17 protein-coding genes and 1 other RNA gene are annotated in these 17,902 nt (G+C 67.9%); 10 read left to right on the top strand and 8 right to left on the bottom strand.

Going from position 1 to position 17,902, the window contains the following annotated elements:
* Window positions 1-6: 6 nt before the first annotated feature.
* From DR843_RS07860 to DR843_RS07850, 3 genes are all read right to left on the bottom strand, one after another.
* Entirely contained in the window at window positions 7-684 is a 678-nt protein-coding gene (locus tag DR843_RS07860; RefSeq protein WP_211310202.1) for a potassium channel family protein, read from the bottom strand.
* Window positions 685-692: 8 nt separating this feature from the next.
* Entirely contained in the window at window positions 693-2,048 is a 1,356-nt protein-coding gene (locus tag DR843_RS07855; RefSeq protein WP_211310201.1) for a TrkH family potassium uptake protein, read from the bottom strand.
* Window positions 2,049-2,115: 67 nt separating this feature from the next.
* A complete protein-coding gene (locus DR843_RS07850; RefSeq protein WP_109684856.1) occupies window positions 2,116-3,168 on the bottom strand; it encodes an esterase/lipase family protein in 1,053 nt (350 codons plus the stop codon).
* Window positions 3,169-3,289: 121 nt separating this feature from the next.
* Between DR843_RS07850 and DR843_RS07845 the strand changes: the two genes are divergently transcribed.
* The 6 genes from DR843_RS07845 to DR843_RS07820 are packed head-to-tail and all read left to right on the top strand — an operon-like array spanning window position 3,290 to window position 8,681.
* Entirely contained in the window at window positions 3,290-4,162 is an 873-nt protein-coding gene (locus tag DR843_RS07845) for an aldo/keto reductase (RefSeq protein WP_109684855.1), read from the top strand.
* Between the two features lie 30 nt (window positions 4,163-4,192).
* Window positions 4,193-5,056 (top strand): Nif3-like dinuclear metal center hexameric protein, encoded by an 864-nt coding sequence (locus DR843_RS07840; RefSeq protein WP_342767174.1) that lies wholly within the window; start codon window positions 4,193-4,195, stop codon window positions 5,054-5,056.
* Window positions 5,053-5,790 carry a zinc ribbon domain-containing protein gene (locus DR843_RS07835; protein WP_109684853.1) on the top strand — a complete coding sequence of 246 codons (738 nt, stop codon included), beginning with the start codon at window positions 5,053-5,055 and terminating at the stop codon, window positions 5,788-5,790. Before DR843_RS07840 ends, DR843_RS07835 begins: the two co-directional genes overlap by 4 nt.
* Window positions 5,787-7,046 (top strand): bifunctional RNase H/acid phosphatase, encoded by a 1,260-nt coding sequence (locus DR843_RS07830; RefSeq protein WP_109684852.1) that lies wholly within the window; start codon window positions 5,787-5,789, stop codon window positions 7,044-7,046. The genes DR843_RS07835 and DR843_RS07830 overlap by 4 nt, the downstream gene beginning before the upstream one ends.
* Before the next feature lie 31 nt (window positions 7,047-7,077).
* On the top strand, window positions 7,078-7,500 hold the full coding sequence (locus DR843_RS07825; protein WP_109684851.1) for a rhodanese-like domain-containing protein: 423 nt from the start codon (window positions 7,078-7,080) through the stop codon (window positions 7,498-7,500).
* Window positions 7,488-8,681 (top strand): O-succinylhomoserine sulfhydrylase, encoded by a 1,194-nt coding sequence (locus tag DR843_RS07820; RefSeq protein ID WP_109684850.1) that lies wholly within the window; start codon window positions 7,488-7,490, stop codon window positions 8,679-8,681. Before DR843_RS07825 ends, DR843_RS07820 begins: the two co-directional genes overlap by 13 nt.
* Here DR843_RS07820 and DR843_RS07815 read toward each other — a convergent pair.
* Window positions 8,668-9,582, bottom strand: coding sequence for a hypothetical protein (locus DR843_RS07815; protein ID WP_109684849.1), 915 nt, complete (start codon window positions 9,580-9,582; stop codon window positions 8,668-8,670). The genes DR843_RS07820 and DR843_RS07815 overlap by 14 nt on opposite strands.
* Before the next feature lie 25 nt (window positions 9,583-9,607).
* Window positions 9,608-10,351: a YaaA family protein gene (locus DR843_RS07810; RefSeq protein WP_109684848.1), complete on the bottom strand. Its 744-nt coding sequence runs from the start codon at window positions 10,349-10,351 to the stop codon at window positions 9,608-9,610.
* Between the two features lie 50 nt (window positions 10,352-10,401).
* Here DR843_RS07810 and DR843_RS07805 point away from each other — a divergent pair, with 50 nt between their 5' ends.
* From DR843_RS07805 to DR843_RS07795, 3 genes are all read left to right on the top strand, one after another.
* Entirely contained in the window at window positions 10,402-11,823 is a 1,422-nt protein-coding gene (locus tag DR843_RS07805; RefSeq protein ID WP_109684847.1) for an RNB domain-containing ribonuclease, read from the top strand.
* 35 nt (window positions 11,824-11,858) lie between these two features.
* Window positions 11,859-12,233, top strand: an RNA gene (gene rnpB, locus DR843_RS07800) — RNase P RNA component class A.
* Window positions 12,234-12,508: 275 nt separating this feature from the next.
* The gene (locus DR843_RS07795) at window positions 12,509-14,017 is read left to right on the top strand and encodes an HNH endonuclease signature motif containing protein (RefSeq protein ID WP_170119780.1); all 1,509 of its coding nucleotides are present in this window, start codon (window positions 12,509-12,511) and stop codon (window positions 14,015-14,017) included.
* A gap of 193 nt (window positions 14,018-14,210) precedes the next feature.
* Here the strand turns inward: DR843_RS07795 and DR843_RS07790 are convergent, their stop codons facing one another.
* The 3 genes from DR843_RS07790 to DR843_RS07780 all read right to left on the bottom strand — a co-directional run bounded on the left by DR843_RS07790 (window position 14,211) and on the right by DR843_RS07780 (window position 16,657).
* Complete coding sequence (locus DR843_RS07790; protein ID WP_170119779.1) at window positions 14,211-14,957, bottom strand: AfsR/SARP family transcriptional regulator; 747 nt, start codon at window positions 14,955-14,957, stop codon at window positions 14,211-14,213.
* A gap of 123 nt (window positions 14,958-15,080) precedes the next feature.
* Window positions 15,081-15,782: a xylulokinase gene (locus tag DR843_RS07785; protein ID WP_146202511.1), complete on the bottom strand. Its 702-nt coding sequence runs from the start codon at window positions 15,780-15,782 to the stop codon at window positions 15,081-15,083.
* Window positions 15,779-16,657, bottom strand: coding sequence for an FGGY family carbohydrate kinase (locus tag DR843_RS07780; protein WP_109684843.1), 879 nt, complete (start codon window positions 16,655-16,657; stop codon window positions 15,779-15,781). The genes DR843_RS07785 and DR843_RS07780 overlap by 4 nt, the downstream gene beginning before the upstream one ends.
* Window positions 16,658-16,826: 169 nt before the next feature.
* Between DR843_RS07780 and DR843_RS07775 the strand changes: the two genes are divergently transcribed.
* Window positions 16,827-17,900, top strand: a complete 1,074-nt coding sequence (locus DR843_RS07775; protein WP_109684842.1) for a zinc-binding dehydrogenase — start codon at window positions 16,827-16,829, stop codon at window positions 17,898-17,900.
* The last annotated feature ends 2 nt before the right edge of the window (window positions 17,901-17,902 follow it).

Below are 17,902 nucleotides of genomic sequence, written 5' to 3'. Positions count from 1 at the left end.
CATGACTCAGGACTGCAGCAGTCCGCAGAAGGCCTCGACGCCTCGTTTGGGCCCGGACACGATCAACTCGTCGGTCGCCTCCAGGGTGGTTTGCGCGCTGGCCTGCTCGAACGCGGCGTCGGCGTGTTTGACGCCCAGGATGGTCACGCCGTACTTGCTCTCGGTGTCCAACTGCCCGAGTTGCCGGCCGGTGATGCGGGGGACGGCTCGGGTGCGAGCGATCGCGAAGTCGTCGTCGAACTGCATGAAGTCGATCATCGCGCCGGTGAGCTTGTGCGCGACGCGTTCGCCCATGTCCGACTCCGGTCGTACGACGTGGTGGGCCCCGACGCGTTCCAGGATGCTGGCGTGTTTGCGGCTGACGGCCTTGGCCCAGATCTCGGTGATCCCGAGTTCGGCCAGGCTGAGCACCGTCATCACGCTCGCCTCCAGATCGCTACCGATCCCGACGACGACGCGGGTGAAGTCGGCGGCACCGATCTGCTGGAGAGCCTCGGTGTCGGTCGAGTCCAGTGCCAGACATTGGGTGAACTCGTTGGCGTAGCGCTGCACGACGGTGGCGTCTTCGTCCACGGCAAGGATCTCGTGGCCCATCGAGGTCAGTGATGAGGCGACCGAGTAGCCGAACCGGCCGAGGCCGATCACCAGCACGGGGTCGACGGTGGGGTTGGAATCCTTGGGCACGGACACTCCTAGCCGATGATCGGCTGCTCTTCGGGCAGCCGGAAGCGGGATTTGCGGCGGCGCATCGCGAACGCGGAGGCTGCGGTAATCGTGCCCACTCGACCGACGAACATCAAGGCGATCACGACCAGCTGGGCGGGAATGCTCAGGTGTGGCGTCAAGCCAGTGGACAACCCCGTCGTGCCGAAGGCCGAGGTGGCCTCGAACGCGGCGTCCGGGAGCGTGCTGTCCGAGAGCAGCAGCAGCGCGAGCGTGCCGCCGACGGCCAGAGCGACGCCGATCAGGGCAATGGACAAGGCGGTGCGGATCGTCTGGGCGCTGATCGCCCGCCGGCCGATCCGCACCTGCTCGTCACCACGGATCTCGGCCAGCACGACGTAGGCCAGCAGGAAGAAGGTGGTCACCTTGATACCGCCGGCGGTACTGGCCGAGCCACCACCGATCAGCATCATCGCCACCGTGACCAGCATGGTCTCCGGTCGCACGTCTCCCCAGTTGAACGTCGCGAGCCCACCGGAGCGTGGCATCACACTGCCCTCCAGGCCGGTCATGATCTTGTGCGGCACGGATTGGGCGCCGATGGTGCCGGCGTTGGTCCACTCGAACCACAAGAAGAGCACCCAGCCGATCGCGACCAGCAGCAGGCTGCCCCACACGGTGAGGCGGGTGTGGATCGTCCAGGTGTCCGGCCGCCGCCACCGGTCCCGCAACTCGGCCAGCACGGGGAAGCCGACGGTGCCGAAGAGCACGGCGAAGGTGATGGTCAGGACGATGATGGGATCTGCGGCGTAGGCCGCCAGGCCGGTCGGTTGCAGGCTGAGGCCGGCGTTGTTGAAGGCCATGACGGAGTCGAAGATCCCGTGCCAGGCGGCGGTCGTGAAGCGGTCGAAGTACGTCATCCGATAGCGGACGACCAGGATGATCGCCGTCACGCCCTGGAAGAACAACGTGGTGAGCAGGATGCGCCGGAACAGCGGCCCGACCTGGCCCAGGCCGGTGACGTGCAGGTCGGTCTGGCTGGCCAGTTTCATCCGAAGGCCGATCCGGCCGCCTACCAGCACGCCCAGCGTGGTCGCGACCAGGATGATCCCGATTCCGCCGAATTCCGCCAGCAGCAGGATCACCAGTTGGCCGGGCCAGGAGAAATGGCTGCCGATGTCGACCGTCGCCAGACCGGTCACCGTGACCGCCGACGTCGCGGTGAAGAACGCCTGCATGAAACTCACCGACGCACCGGGGTCGTGGCACCAGGGCAACAACAGCAGGCCGGTCCCCAACAGGATGAACACGGCGAAGACCAGTGGGACGGCGCGCACCGGGGACAGGAGGGCAGCGGGCACGTGCCAGCGGTCGCGCAGACTCACAGCGGGAACGCTACCGGCGCCGAGCCCTCGGACACGGGAGCGGCGCCGGTAGCGTGGTGCGGGTGGATCAGCCGATCAACTGGGTATTGCCGAAGATCGCGGTCTGGTTGTAGCAGAAGATCGCGTGCTGATCGCTGGGGTCCAGCTTGTTCAGCACGATCTGCGCGACGTTCTTGGAGTAGGGCAGGCTGATGTGCTCGGAACCGTCGTTGGAGCAGACGTTCTGGATCGTGATGTTGTCCACGCTCGCACCAGGTCCGGCGGTGATCGCACCTTGGGTGTAGGGCGTGACCACCTCGTCGTTCTTGGTGAGGATGTTGGTGTATCTGATACCCGGGATGGTTTCCCCGGCGGCGCCGTTGACCTGTTGGTAGAAGGGCGCTTGCGGATTCGGGCTCTGGTCGGCCTGTTGGACGGCCGCGGGCATCTTGATCGCATCCAGCAGATTCATCGCTGGCGTGAACAGTCCGATCGTCTTGCCGAACTCGGTGATCCCGGACAGTGTGCTGGGATGGTTGGACGGTGCGAGGCCGATGACCTGGTCGACCTTGGCCGCACCCCCGATCTTGTTGGCGTAGTAGCGGATCAGGGATCCGCCCTGGCTGTGGCCGATCAGATCGACCTTGGCCGCGCCGGTCTGCGCGAGCACCTGGTCCACGAACGGCGCGATCTGGTTGGCGGACTCGATCATGTCGCCGGTTCCGTTGAGGAATGCGATGCCGGTGGTGTTGCCGTAATTGAGCGCGTAGACGCAGTACCCCTCGGCTTTGATCATCGGGGACAGGCCGTTCCAGTTGTCGTAGGCGTTCTCCCAGGTGCCGTGGACCAGCACCACCGGGTAGGGGTGTTTCGTGCTGGGTTTGCAGGACCAGTCGTTGGCGCCGGCGGGGCTCTTGGTGGGGTTGGCGATTGAGGTGGTGAGGGCGGCCGGGAACGAGTTGTCCTGGCCGATCGCGCCGTACTTCAGGACGCGCGGGATCGGACTGGTCCAGGCCTGGGCGGTGCCCGCTGACGCAGCGAACGCTCCGAGGGTGGCGACGACTGCGACGCCAGTGCGGAAGTACTTCACCGAAGCTCCTTTGGTCGGGAACGCGCGGGGGTCGGATGTGATGCGCGTCACGCAAACCTACCGAACAGTAAGGAGCCGGTCGAGATGCCAGCGCTGCGAACCGTTGTGGGCATCACACACTGAAGGCGGTACGACGGGTGGGCGCCTGCCGGTCGCGACCTACGGTTGTGGCATGACTGAATCCCCATCGAACGTCCCTGGAATCCAACTCAATTCAGGCGGCGTGATCCCGCAGCTGGGACTGGGCGTGTGGCAGGCCGACGACGACGAGTGCGCCCGCGCAGTGCAGTACGCGTTGGAGGTCGGCTACCGGCACGTCGACACCGCGGCTGCCTACGGCAACGAGGAAGCCGTCGGCCGCGGCTTGAGCGCAAGTGGCGTCGAGCGTGACGAGTACTTCGTGACGACGAAGCTCTGGAACGCCGACCAGGGGTACGAGCAGACGTTCCCTGCGTTCTCGGCCAGCCTGGACAAGCTGGGCCTGGACTACGTCGATCTGTACCTCATCCACTGGCCGCTGCAGGACGCCGAGCGCCGGCACCGCACCTGGGATGCCTTGGTCGACATCCAGGCGTCGGAGCGCGCCCGCTCGATCGGGGTGTGCAACTTCGAGCCGCACCACCTCGCCGAACTGCTCGAGCACACCGACGTGGTGCCGGCCGTCGACCAGGTCGAGCTGCACCCGCACCTGCCGCAGCAGGAGATCCGCGAGTTCGCCGGCCAGCACGGCATCGCAGTGGAGTCCTGGAGCCCGCTGGGCGGTTCGCCGCGTAACGGGAAGGCCAGCTCACTGCTGAGCGACCCCGTGATCACCGCGATCGGCGACCGGTACGGCAAGTCGCCGGCCCAGGTGCTGATCCGCTGGCACCTGCAGCAGGGCTTGATCGTGATCCCGAAGTCGGTCCACGAGGAGCGGATCGCCGCCAACATCGAGGTGTTCGATTTCGAACTGGATGCCGATGACCTGGCCAAGATCGACGGCCTGGACGACGGCCAACGGTTCGGCGCGCACCCGGACACCGCGAACTTCGGCGCACCCGACTGACCGGGCCGCCGGCTGTGCAAGGGTGAGCCCGTGGCCACCCTTGCTGATGTCGTGCAGGCGCTCGACGAGCTGTACCCGCCCGCCACGGCTGCGTCGTGGGACCAGGTCGGGCTGGTCAGCGGTGACCTGGCCCAGAGCGTCGGGCACGTCCGGTTCGCGGTCGACCCGACGTTGGAGGTCATCGAAGCGGCCCGCGACGACGGCGTCGATCTGCTGGTCACCCACCACCCGTTGCTCTTGCGCGGGGTGCACTCGGTTGCGACCACGCACGCCAAGGGCGCGGCGCTCACGTCGCTGATTGTCGCGGACGTCGCGTTGTACTGCGCGCACACGAACGCCGATGTCGCCCGGCCCGGGGTGAACGACGCGCTCGCGCAGGCGTGCGGGCTCACCGAGCTGCGCGGTCTGTCGCGTGAGGGCGACCAAGAACTGGGGTTGGTCGGCGACCTGCCCGAGTCAATCACCTTGCGAGACTTCGCGATCGGCCTCGCGGCGGCCCTTCCGCCCACCCCGGTGGGTCTGCGAGTGGCTGGCCCCGCGGATGCGCAGGTACGCCGAGTGTCCGTCCTGGGTGGCGCTGGCGACGACCGCTTCGAGCAGGTCCGATCCTGTGGCGCGGACGTTTACGTGACCGCGGATCTTCGCCACCATCCCGCACTGGAGGCGCGGCAGGAAGCCAGGGGAGGCGCGCCGTACCTCATTGACGCCGGGCACTTTGCCACCGAGTCGTTGTGGCTGGCACCGGCGGCGGCCCGGCTGGCAACGATGTTGGAGCAACGGGGCATTACCGTAGAGACTTCCGTGAGCGCGGTGCGCACCGATCCCTGGGACTTCCTGGTCGGGCAGCGCCCGGAGGATGTCGGGCAGCGCCCGCAGGACAAGGAGTCGCAGTGAAGGCAGAGCTGACCCGGCAGTGGCGGCTACTGGATTTGCAGCAACTCGACACGCGGCTGGCGCAGTTGGAGCATCGCGCTCGCAACCTGCCGCAGATCGCCGAGCTGGCGGCCGTGTCCGAGCAGCGTGACCGCGCCGCGGAGGACGAGGTGCTCGCGCGGGTGGCCGTCAGCGACGCGGAGCGTTCGGTGGCCAAGGCGGAGACCGACGTGGAGCAGGTGCGGGTGCGCACGGCTCGGGACCAGGAGCGGCTCGCGGCTGGGACGGGTTCGGCCAAGGACCTGCAGGGGTTGCAGCACGAACTCGAGACCCTCGCCCGCCGGCAGAGCGAGTTGGAGGACGTCGAGCTGGAGTTGATGGAGCAGGTCGAGTCGCTGCGCACGGACCTGGACCGGCACAGCGCGGCGGTAGCGCAGTTCGACGCCCGCATCGCGGAGTTGAGCGCGGCGCGCGACCAGGAACTGGCCGCGATCAGCGCCGAGCAGGACGTGGCCACGGGCGAGCGCGCGAACGTCGCGGCCGGCGTCGGCGCTGATCTGCTGGCGCTCTACGAACGGCTGCGCGACCAGCGCGGCACCGGCGCGGCCGCCCTGGTGGCCAAGCGGTGCACCGGCTGTGGTCTGGAGCTCAACGCCAGCGAATTGGTGCGGATCAAGGCGGCGGCCGAGGATGAGGTGCTGCGCTGCGAGGAATGCGGCCGGATTTTGATCCGGACGGCTGAATCCGGGCTATGAGCGCCGGCCGAGGTGAGGAAACGAGCGCTAGCGAGGCCCGGAGCCGAGGGGAGAGGCGCGACCAGAACGCACTGAGCCGGGCGCTTCGTCTTGAGGCGGACGGCGGGTCGCGCGGCAACCCCGGTGTCGCCGGTTACGGAGCGGTGGTCTTCGACGCGGTCAGTGGTGACACCCTGGCCGAGCGGGCCGCGCCGCTGGGGAAGGCCAGCAACAACGTCGCGGAGTACAGCGGTCTGATCGCCGGGCTCGAGGCAGCGATGGAGATCGACCCCAGCGCCCGGATCGACGTGGCCATGGACTCCAAACTGGTCATCGAGCAGATGGCCGGCCGGTGGAAGATCAAACACGAAGACATGCGCCGACTGGCGTTGCAGGCGCAGGACCTCGTGCGGCGGATCCGCGAATCCGGCGGCGAGGTCACCTGGACCTGGATCCCGCGGGAACGCAACAAAGCGGCCGACAAGCTGTCCAACGACGGGATGGACGGCGAGGTGATCACCTCGGACTACTGGCGGGACAGCCCAGCTGAAGCCGGAAGTCCCGCCCCTGAGCAGTTGACCCTGCTGATGCCGGACGAGGACGGTGAGCGGGCCGTACCCGAACCGCCGGTGGTCGTGCCCGTGCGCACCCCGCCCACCCCGCGCCGGATCGTGTTGCTGCGGCACGGCGTCACCGATCTCACCGTGCAGGGCCGCCTGGACGGTCGCGGCGGCATCGACCCCGAGCTCAATCCCGAAGGTCGCCGGCAGGCGTTTGCCGCTGCACAAGGTGTGCGCGACCAGATCCTGGGCGACATCCCGTACGTCGTGACCTCCTCCCTGGCCCGGGCGGAAGCCACGGGTGCGGCGGTGGCCCAGGCACTCGGCGTACCTGCACGGGTCGACGCGGACTGGGATGAACAGTCCTTCGGCGCCTGGGATGGCTTGTCCTTCAGTCGGATTCGCGACTTGGCCCCCGACGGTCTGACGTCGCTGCGTTCGGATCCGGACTTCTGCGCGCCGGGCGGGGAGAGTCATCGCGACTTCGTCGCCCGGGTGCTTGCGGCGTACCAGCGGCTGCTGGCCGATCTGGAGGAGGGTCAGACGGTCGTGGTCGCGACCCATCGCAAGCCGATCATGGCGGTGCTCGCCCACGTGCTGGATCTGGACATGGCCACCGGGTGGCGCCTGGGCTGCGGGCCGGCGTCGTTCACGGTCGTCGACGTCTTCACCGGTGCCGTCACGATCGAACGTCTCAACGACCAACACCACCTGTAACCAATCCCACCCGTTGTGGGAGAGTTTTTCCATGACTGAGTCCGCGCCGACGTACGCCGGGGACGTGACGCCCGCGGAGGCGTACACCCTGCTGGAGCAAGAGCCGAACGCCACGTTGGTCGATGTGCGCACCCGGGCCGAGTGGACCTACGTGGGTCTGCCCGACCTGTCCGGCATCGGCAAACAGGTCGTCACGGTGGAGTGGCTGAGCTACCCCGACGGTCAGGTCAACCCGGACTTCGTGGAGCAGGTGCGTGCGGCGACCCCGGACGGCGGGCCACTGCTGTTGCTGTGCCGCTCCGGAGTTCGCTCTGTCGCCGCGGCCGAGGCGCTGTCGGCCGCCGGCCTGCCGAACAGCTACAACATCGTCGAAGGCTTCGAAGGCGGCCTGGACGAGGACGGTCACCGCAGCGTCAACGGTTGGAAGCTGGCGGGTCTGCCGTGGCGTCAGTAGAGGATTGGGGCCGGGACACGCTCAGTGTCCGAGGAGGATTGGCGCGCAGCGGTTTTGAAGAGACGGCCGAGGCGCTCTATCTGACCTCGGGATACGTCTACGAGACCGCCGAGGACGCTGAGGCGGCCTTCAAGGGTGACGTCGACCGCTTCGTCTACAGCCGGTACGGCAACCCGACGGTCGCGGTCTTCGAGGAGCGGTTGCGCCTGCTGGAAGGCGCGGAGGCGTGTTATGCGACCGCCTCCGGCATGGGTGCAGTGTTCACGGCGCTGGCTGCGCTGGTAGGCGCGGGGGACCGGTTGGTCGCGTCCCGGGCGCTGTTCGGTTCCTGCTTCGTGATCGTCGACGAAATCCTGCCGCGCTGGGGTGTGGAGACCGTGCTCGTCGACGGCGCGGACCTGACCCAGTGGGAGGCGGCGCTGTCCGAGCCCACCGCGGCTGTGTTCTTCGAGACGCCGTCGAACCCGATGCAGGAACTGGTTGATCTCGACGCGGTCAGTGCCCTGGCGCACGCCGCCGGCGCGAAGGTGGTCGTCGACAACGTCTTTGGCACCCCGGTGATGTCACGGCCGCTGGAGCACGGCGCGGACATCGTGGTCTACTCCGCAACCAAGCACATCGACGGCCAGGGCCGCGTCCTCGGTGGCGCAATCCTCGGACCGCAGGACTACATCCACGGGCCGGTCGAGAACCTCATCCGGCACACCGGGCCAACCCTGTCGGCGTTCAACGCCTGGGTGCTGGTGAAGGGGCTCGAGACGTTGCGTTTGCGTGTCGAGCAACAGGCCCGATCGGCGTACGCCGTGGCGCAGGCCCTGGAGGCCCACCCGGCTATCCGCCGGGTCTGGTACCCGTTCCTGGCCTCGCACCCGCAGTACGAACTGGCCAAGAAGCAGATGCTCGGCGGCGGCACGGTCGTGACCTTCGAGCTCGACGGTGGCAAGGACGAGGCGTTCGCGCTGATGAATGCCCTTGCGATCGTTGACATTTCGAACAACCTGGGTGACTCCAAGTCATTGATCACCCATCCGTCAACCACCACCCATCGTCGCCTCGCAGAGGAGGACCGGCTCAAGGTCGGCATCACCGACGGCGTGCTGCGGATCTCGGTCGGGTTGGAAGATGCCGATGATCTGGTCGCTGATCTAACCCAGGCGTTGAAGGTTGCTACTGGTCAGTGAGCCCGGCTGCGACCGCTTCTGCGGTCTGCGCGTGCTGCAGGTAGCGGACCGGGTCGTGCGGGTCGGCGCCGTTGTCGACCTGGTGGCTTACACACGTTACGTCAGCGCCGGGGAAGTACGGCGCGAGGTCCAGGCGGGTGGCGATCAGATCGTCGGGATCGGCCAGGTTGGTCCAGGCGGTCTCGGTTGCCGGGACGTGCGGCGGTTGGACCGTCAGCCGCTCGTAGAACACGGTCGACATCCCCAGCGGTGAGCCGATCGTGACCAACGCGACCGGTTGGTTGAGCTCGTGCAGCACCTCGTAGGCTGCCACCGAGCCAAGCGAGTGCGCGACGACCACCTTGGTCTGGGCGCCGATTGCTGTGTGGATCCGTTGTTGCACAGCGGTTTTGACCTGAGCGTTCGCGCTGTAGAGCGCGGCCTCGCGCAGCGCGCGGTCGACCACACTGGCCGCATCGACGACGCCGGGGCGGAAGAAGTGCAGGTCGTTGAGGGCGTCGCTGAGGATGCGTAACCGATCCCAGAGGGACTCCTCGGTGGCGCCGAAAGCGAGGGCATCCTCGGCGGTCTCCCGGTCGCTCGGGTCACTCGACCGCGAGGCGGCCGTTTCCAACCACTGCTGGGTGAGTTCGGCGACCGGCTCGGTCAGGTCGGGATCGGTGGCCAAGGCCATGGCGTGCGCCGACTCGTAGGGTGCGAAAACGTCTGCGTAGTAAGCCATCTCGACGCCCCGGTCGCCGGGCCCGACCCGTAGCTCGTCGGCCAGATCTGAAGCCCCGGCGGCGCGAAGACCGGTCTGCAGTGCGGGCAGCCACTGCTGCGCCAGCTGCTGCGCGGTCGAGCCCGACTCGCCGATCCCGTGCACGAGCACTACGGCACTGCTGACATCCTCGTCGCTCATGGGTCGGTTCTACCAGGAAGGCCCGTCAGACGTACTGGACCGTCAGCCGCCATGGCTGGCCGCTGCGGCTGGGTTCCTCGAGATCCGCCGAAAACGCTGCTGAGACCACCGAATGCAGCGCCTCGGGCTGCGTGGCGTCCACTCCCGCCAGACACAGGTGTCGCGCCACGAGTCCGCGCGTGTGCTTGGCCATGTGGGTTGCTCCGAGGACGTTGACCTGCACCCAGCGATCGGCCAGGGCGCCCTGCGGACTCCAGGCCGCGGCGTACGTGCTGGACCGGCAGTCGACGATCACGCCACGGGCCAGGGTCGGCATCACGGTGTTCAACGCGGGCCGCCAGTAGCCGGCGAGCGGGCCGACGCCGGGCAAATTGACGCCCATCGACAGCCGGTAGGGCGCGACGCGGTCGGTCAGCCGCAGCACGCCGTACAGCGCCGATTGCACGGCGACCCACCGGTTAGCCCGACGCCGTGCGGCAGTCTCGAGCGAGGGCAGATCCAAGGCGTCGTAGAGGACCCCGGAGTACAGCTCACCGGCTGGCAATGCAGGGGCGGCGAGTAGCTCGACGTTGCGGGCGATTTCGTCGGTGAGGTTGGCGCTGACCTTCAACACGGATGCGGCATCGGGCCGGGCGCTGACCTCGCCCAGGGCCTCGATCGCTTGCTCGCGCAACGGGGTCAACTCCGGTGAGCTCAGCGTGTCCAGGTCCATGACCCGCCCGCGGCGACGGGTGGTCTTACCCTCCGACGGCGGCAACAGGATGAGCACTGCCGCAGATTACTGGCCTGCTGGTGGCGCGCCGTCGGTAGGGTGACTGCGTGCTGGCCCGCATCGTCAACGAAGACCCAGAGCCGGGAGCGCCCCTCAACGAGGCATTCGCGGCAATCCGCGCCGAGGTCGAGGTGTCGACCGACTACCCGGCTGATGCCCTCGCAGAGGCCCAACAGGCGGTCGCGAGCGTTCAGTTGCCCGACCGCGACGAGACGGCGGTGCCGTTCTTCACAATCGACCCGCCGGGTTCGACCGATCTGGACCAGGCGATGTTCCTGGAGCGGGACGGCGACGGGTACCGCGTGCGCTACGCGATCGCCGACGTGCCGGCATTCGTCACTCCGGGCGGGGCTCTGGACCGCGTGACCCGCGAACGCACCCAGACCCTCTATTTCCCCGACCAGCGGGTGCCGCTGCACCCGGCGGTGATCAGTGAGGACAAGGGCAGTCTGCTGCCGGATCAGGAGCGCGGCGCCTTCGTCTGGGACGTCCGGCTGGACGGTTCCGGCCAGCAGACCAGCGCGGAGGTCTACCTCGCGCGGGTGCGTTCGGTCGCGCGGCTGGACTACGACGGCGTGCAGGCATCCATCGACGACGGCAGCGCGCCGCAGGGGCTGATGCTGCTCAAGACGATCGGTGAGTTGCGGATCGCGTTGGAACGGGAGCGTGGGGGAGCCGACCTGCCGATCCCCGCCCAGGAGGTGGAGCGCGACGACAACGGGGACTACCACTTGCGGCTGCGGCCGCCGGTGACCTCCGAGGACTGGAACTCCCAGATCTCGCTGCTGACCGGGATGGCGGCGGCGGGCATCATGCTCGATGCCAAGGTGGGCATCCTGCGGACCATGCCGGAGGCGCCCCAGTTCGCGGTGGACCGCTTCCGGGGTCAGGCCAGGGCGCTGGGCGTGACCTGGCCGAAAGGCTTGGCGTACGGCGAGTTCCTGCGCACGCTGGACCGCAACGACCCGCACCACCTGGCGTTGATGTACGCCGCGGGCAGCCTCTTCCGCGGCGCCGGGTACACCGTGTTTGACGGCTCCGTGCCGGACCAGACGATGCAGGCGGCGGTCGGGGCGCCGTACGCACATGTCACGGCTCCACTGCGGCGGCTCGTGGATCGGTTCGGGTTGGTCATCTGCGAAAGCATCTGCGCGGGCCGGCCGGTGCCGGATTGGGCGCGTCAGTCGCTGCCCGAGCTGCCCAAGATCATGGCGGCCGGTGACCAACTCGCGCACAAGGTGGATCGGATGTGCACCGACGCCGTCGAGGTGGCGGTGATGTCGCATCACGTGGGGGATACCTTCGCCGCGACCGTGGTTGCCCGCACCAAGACCGGCGTCGAGGTCCAGCTCACCGACCGACCGGTGATCGCGACGCTGCCTGGTGATGCAGCGCCGGGGGATTCGGTGCAGGTGCGGGTGGGCAGTGCCGATCTGTCGACGCGGACGCTGGAGTTCGCGCTGGTCTGAGCATTCGCCTCGGCGGCGGTAGACTCTGGCCCGGATGAGCTGGCCAGGCGGCCGCGTCGAGACTCGTTCTCGCCGAGGAACGTCCGGGCTCCGCAGAGCACGGTGGTGGCTAACGGCCACCCGGGGTGACCCGCGGGACAGTGCCACAGAAAACAGACCGCCGGCCGCTTGCGGCAGGTAAGGGTGAAACGGTGTGTGTAAGAGACCACCAGCGGTGCAGGTGACTGCACCGGCTCGGTAAACCCCACTGGGAGCAAGGTCAGACAGCGTGCGTCCGAGGGCTGCTCGCCCGAGCACGCGGGTAGACCGCTAGAGGTGGCTGGCAACAGTCACCCGAGATGGATGGTCGCCCGCCGTCGTCAGTTCGCTGACGACGGTGACAGAACCCGGCGTATCGGCCAGCTCATCCTTCACCACGGGCCGAGCAGCGTGCTCTGGGCCAGCGTGTTCGCTAGTCGAGCGTTCGGATTCATCGGCTCTATCCACAGATTTGTTCGTGGCCGGTTGGCTGTCGGTGCTGGGTCGTAGGGTGGTTTTCAGGGGCAGGTTCGGGGCGCCGGGGAGGGGTGTGGCGGGCGTGAAGATCGATGAAAGCCGTTTGGGCAGTGGGCGACTCGGTGGGCCTGTGGTCGTGGCGTGTGCTCCGTCGAGGGTGGTACGACGCTCGGATGCCGCTGGTGATCCGGTGGGCGCATTGTTGGATGAGTTGCACGACGTGCTGGACCGGTTCGCCGCGTTGGATTCGTGGGACGGGTCTTCGGTGGAGGATGCGCGTCGGGCGTCGGGTCGGTTGGCGTCGGCGAAGGCGCGGATCGATGGGGTGCTGGTGTCGGTGGCGTCGGCGTTGCGGTCGGCGGTGACGTCGGCGGGTGGTTCGGTGGCTGAGGTGTCCTCGATCATGTCGGGTGAGTTCGGTGGGGACCGGCGGGATGCGCAGGCATTGGTCAACCTGGGGGAGCAGTTGCAGCACGCGCCCGCGACCGGATCAAGGTTGAGTAGCGGTGGGGTGTCTCGGGAGCAGGCGGGGGTGATCGCCCGGGGGCTGGCGGCGTTGCCGGACAGTGTGGCGCAAGCGGACCGGGACGCGGCGGAACGGGCGTTGTTGGAGGCGGCGCCCACGATGACGTTGGTGGATTTGCGGCGGCGGGCGACGCGGATGCGGGAGGCGTTCGAAGACGTTGCGCAGGCCGACGCGCACGAGGACGCGGTGTTGGTGGATCAGGAGCAGGCTGCGTGGGCGCAGGCGTCGTTCTGGATGCGTGAACACAAACCGGGATTGTTCAAGGGTGGGTTCACGCTGCCGGAGCTGCAGGCGCAGATGCTCAAGACCATGTTGGAGGGGATCAGTGCGCCCCGCCGGTTCCATCTGGAGACTGGCAACCACGGTGGCGGTGCTGGTCGCGCTCGGGCCAGCGGTGGTCGCGCCAACGGTCGTCGGGCCACGGGTTCGGGGGCTGCGGGCGGCGAGGGTCACGAAGGCGGACCCGTTCCGCCGGACTGGGCGCGCGGCAGCGAGGATGCCGTCGCGGAGCCGGCGCGTGGCGGCTGGGCGCGGACCGGGGCGCAGGCGGACGCCGAGATCGACGCCGCTGAACTGGCGGAGGCGGGTGGGTTGCCGATGGACACCGCACACCGCGAAGGTCGCGCCCTGGCGCAGTTGTGTGAGCACTTGCCGTTGGACAAGCTCCCGGGTGCCGGGGGTATCTCGGCGGTGCTGACGGTGAACCTGGACTATGAGACGTTGGCTGTGGGTGTGCGGGCGGCGACGTTGTCTACCGGGGGCAGGGTCAGTGCTGGTGAAGTGCGGCGACTGGCGTGCGGCGCCTCTTTGATCCCGCAGGTTTTCGACGGGAAGTCGTTGCCGTTGGATCTTGGCCGGGCGAGGCGGTTGTTCACGAATCATCAGAGACGGGCGGCGGAGAACCGGTACGGCGGGTGTGCTTTTCCCGGGTGTGATCGGCCACCGGGGTGGACCGAGGGGCATCACTGGCGAGAACCGTGGGCTGCTGGTGGCACCACGAACCTGGATGATCTGGCACCGCTGTGCGCTTCGCATCACCGCCGGGTTCATTACGAACACATTCCTGCCCGGCTGCGGGACGGGGTCCTGGAGTTCTTCGTGGCGCCCAGAGGCGGTGGCCCCAAGGAATGGCGAAGCAACAACCGGTGGCGCGTCGGCCCGCTCGCCCGGTGATTCGTGCAACCGGGGGCCCGCTCGGGTGGTGACCGTGGAGACGGTCCGCTCGCGCGATGACTGCAACCGGGGTCCGCTCGGGTGGTCTGCCCTCGTCGGATATCGCCACGCCCGGACGCATCACGCACGGCGCTTCACAACGACGGCGTACCGGCCGGCTGATGCGCACGATCGATCCACGCCGCCGGCGGCGTTACTGCCGTGTTACCGCGCGCTGATGGGGTGAGGGCATGAGAAATTCAGCGGCCAGCCTCGTAGCCGGCGTAACCCTTCTGACCTGCACCTGCCTGACCATGACCGCCTGCGGAGGTGGAAGTAGCGCGAGCGGCTCATCTGCCGGAGGCGGTGCGAAGCCAGCCGTGTCGTCGGCGCCATCCGCCGGCGGTGGTCCGGCATCCAGACTTGCCGGATGGTCGCCGAGCGCGGTCGCGGCCTGCGCCAGCACCTGCAACGCCCGCACTGCGAGGTCGTCGAGCGCGACGCGGTAGGGCGATAGCCAGGGCGCGTCTTCCTCTGGCAGTAACGCTGTGCCACGTACCGCGGCGACGGGCGCCGCGCAGTCCCGAGCCGCCGTGAAACGGCGCTGGGCAATCAGATCCTCAGCACGACGTACGGCGGCCTCGGCTTCGGTGACATCAACCGTCACGCCCGGCGCGAGACAGTACCCCGAAGGCACGGTCGCGACGACGCGTTCGCCATCGCCACCCACCGGCGCCAGGGCGGTCCGCAGGGCACGCACCGCTCCTCGTAGCGCGGTCGGCCACGTCGGCGGCGCGTCGTCAGCCCACAACGCTCGAGCCAACGTGTCACTGGAGGCGGCATGCTCGTTCAACGCGAGCACGGCCAGGATGACGCGCGCCCGGCGGCCGCCGAGATCCGCGCCGCTCACCACGCGGTCACCGTCTTCGACCGCGACGACATCGAGCAACTTCAGGTGCACACGCTGGAACTTATCGACCCCACCTGAACAGATGCCGCTCTCGCGAAAAGTGCACAGCGGCGCACACCGGGGCAGCAGAACGGCGTGGCGGACAAGATTGTTCGCCACGCCGTTCGTGCAGGTTCAGGCGACGAACACGCTCGCCTTGCGGGTCGCTGACTGCAACTGGTCCCACACGTCGACGGTCGAAGCTCGCAGGGAGCGGTAAACCTCGAAGAACTCGCTGTAGAGCGCCGCACGCTGCGGGTTTGGCTCGTACTCACGGGTGATGGTCACGGTCGCGTCGGCGCCCGCCTCATAAGAGTCGTAGATGCCCAGGCCCACGCCGCCGACGATGGCCGCACCCTTGGCGCCGAACTCGGTTCCAGCGGGGATGATGATCCGCCGGTTGAGCACGTCAGCGAAGATCTGGGACCAGACCGGGCTGTTCGCACCACCGCCAGCCATCCGCACGGTGTCCACCGGGGTCGGGATCGCATCGAGGCAGTCCCGGATGCCGTAGGCAACGCCCTCGTAGACCGATCGCAGCATGTGCCAGCGGTCATGGCCACCGGTCAGCCCGTTGAAGGAGCCGCGCGCGCTGGGCTTGACGAACGGCGCACGTTCACCACCGGGAGCCAGGTATCCGTGGAAGATGACACCGCCGGAGCCGATCGGAGTCTGCGCGATCTTCTGGTCAAGGTAGGAGAACAGCTGGCCGCCGGGTTGCGCCGCGGCCTCGCTGCGGAACGGCTCACCGAACTCGCGCAGGAACCAGTCGACGTTTGGTGTGCAGCAGTTCATGCCCAGCCCCCGGATCCAACTATCTGGGCCGTGCGGGATCACCCAGCCGACGTCCGGGGCAGAATGTCGCCGGATAGATCGTTGGTCGCCACCGTGACGATCCCCGCCGTACCGATGACCGCCATGCAGTCACCGGGCCTGGCCACGCCGACGCCCAATGAGGACGCGGTGATGTCCATCTGTCCTTTGAACACCGGCGTGCCCTCGATGAGGCCCGTCACGCCAGCCGCGTGGCGGGTGACCGTGCCGCACTGCTCGGTGGGGTTGCGCAACTTCGGGAGTACGTCACGGGTGCGCTGGTCGATGCCCAGGATGTCGAACACGTCCTCGGACCAGGTCCGGGCACGTACGTCGATGCCCGCGAGGCTGGCATCCGAGGGATCGGTGCTGAGGTCGCCGGTGAGGCCGTACTCCACCCAGTCCTTGCACCACAGGTTGGTGTTGCCCGGGGCAAGTAGCGACGGCTCGTTGTCCTGGCGCCAGCGCAACAGGGCGGAGGTGGTGCCGGCGTACGGACCGGTTCCGCTGATCGGGAATTGCTTGGCCACGGCCCCGCTGTCGTACCACTGGTCCAGCAGATCACCGGTGCGTCCATCGGTCCACAGGATCGCCGGTCCGGCGGGCTTGCCATCGGATCCGACCATCCAACTGCCGTCTCCTTGCCCGGTGGCGCACACGCCCAGAATCTCTTCGGCGCGTACGGATCCGTTGACCAGGGCGTCCTGGATGGCCCCCGCAGCGGCTTCCCACACCAAGTCCATGTCCTCCTCGGCGAGGTGCGGTTGTGGGTTGACGATGGGGACCGTGCGGGCCCCGCGACTCATCTCGTTGCCAGCCTGGTCGAAGATCGCTGCCTTCACGACCGAGGTGCCGGCGTCCAGTCCCATCAGGAACCCGTTGCTGGTTGGTGCGTTCATTTCGCCTCCGGAATTGATTGCGGTCGTGGGGAATTGCCCGGTTCTAAGAGGGCTACGAGGCCGCGATTCCGAAAGTGTGCCAGGTCACATCTTGTTAGTGCAATAGACAACCACTATCTTGTACATACTTGTATGACTCTTGGCCGCACACATCGCGGAAGGATGGCGCATGCGCGCGTTGCGAAAGACGGCTCCCGGGCCGGGAAATGTCGAGCTGGTCGAGGTGGACCCGCCGACGCTGAAGCCCGGTCAGATTCTTCTCGACGTCGCGGCGGTGGCGCTATGCGGCACAGATCGGTCCGCGATCACCAGATCCAGCGCGTACCCCGTCCCTCGGACGCTGGGTCATGAGGTCGCCGGTCGAGTGGCGGCAATCGCATCCGATGTGCAGACCGACCTCAAGGTCGGCGACCCCGTGACCGTTGAGACTGACGCCTATCGGTGCGGTCAGTGCGCGTATTGCCTTGTCGGACAGGCCAACCGGTGCCCTCACCGCAAAGGGATCGGCACGACCGTCGACGGCGGGCTGGCCGAGCAGCTCGCGATGCCGGCCGAGACCGTCCACCGGCTGCCTGACGACCTTGCCCTCACGGCCGGTGCGTTGACCGAGCCGCTGGCCATCGCCGTACACGCCGTCATCGAGCGCAGTCCGTCGCTGGCGGGAGAGGTAGTAGTGGTGGTCGGTCCGGGGGCCGTGGGGATGTTGTGCGCCCAAGTGGCACGGGCAGTCGGCGCGACGGTCGTCCTGGTGGGTCGCTCACGCCACCAGGCGCGGTTGAACCGAGCGCGTGCGATGGGTATCGACCACGTGGTGGCTTCCGATCAGGTGGACGTTGCTACCTACGTCGCCGATCTGACCGGCGGCTACGGCGCGCACAGCGTTTTCGAGTGCAGCGGCGCCGCATCGGCGTTGGAGGGCAGCGCCGACTACTTGCGAAAGGGGGGGCGCCTGGTGTTGGTGGCGTTCTACCACGACCGCCCCGCGGTCGACGTCACTCAACTGATCGAGCGTGAGTACGAGTTGGTTGGTTCGCGCGGGAAGGCGCCGTCCAGTTTCCGAATCGCACTGCGCCTCATGGCTTCTGGTCAGGTGGATCTCGACAGTGTTATTGGCGAGGTGCTCCCAGTGGCCGATTGGGAACATGCGCTGGAGTTGATGGCCGACGGTGTCAAGGTCGTCTTGACGATGGGGCCGAGGGAGGCACAGCCGGTCCGTGGACTGGCCACCGCCGTCGCGGGATAGCG

Origin of the sequence: Branchiibius hedensis, assembly GCF_900108585.1 — a bacterium.
Lineage (GTDB): Bacteria > Actinomycetota > Actinomycetes > Actinomycetales > Dermatophilaceae > Branchiibius > Branchiibius hedensis.
The sequence above is the reverse complement of the archived record's forward strand: the minus strand, read 5'-3'. Positions and strand labels throughout refer to the sequence as shown.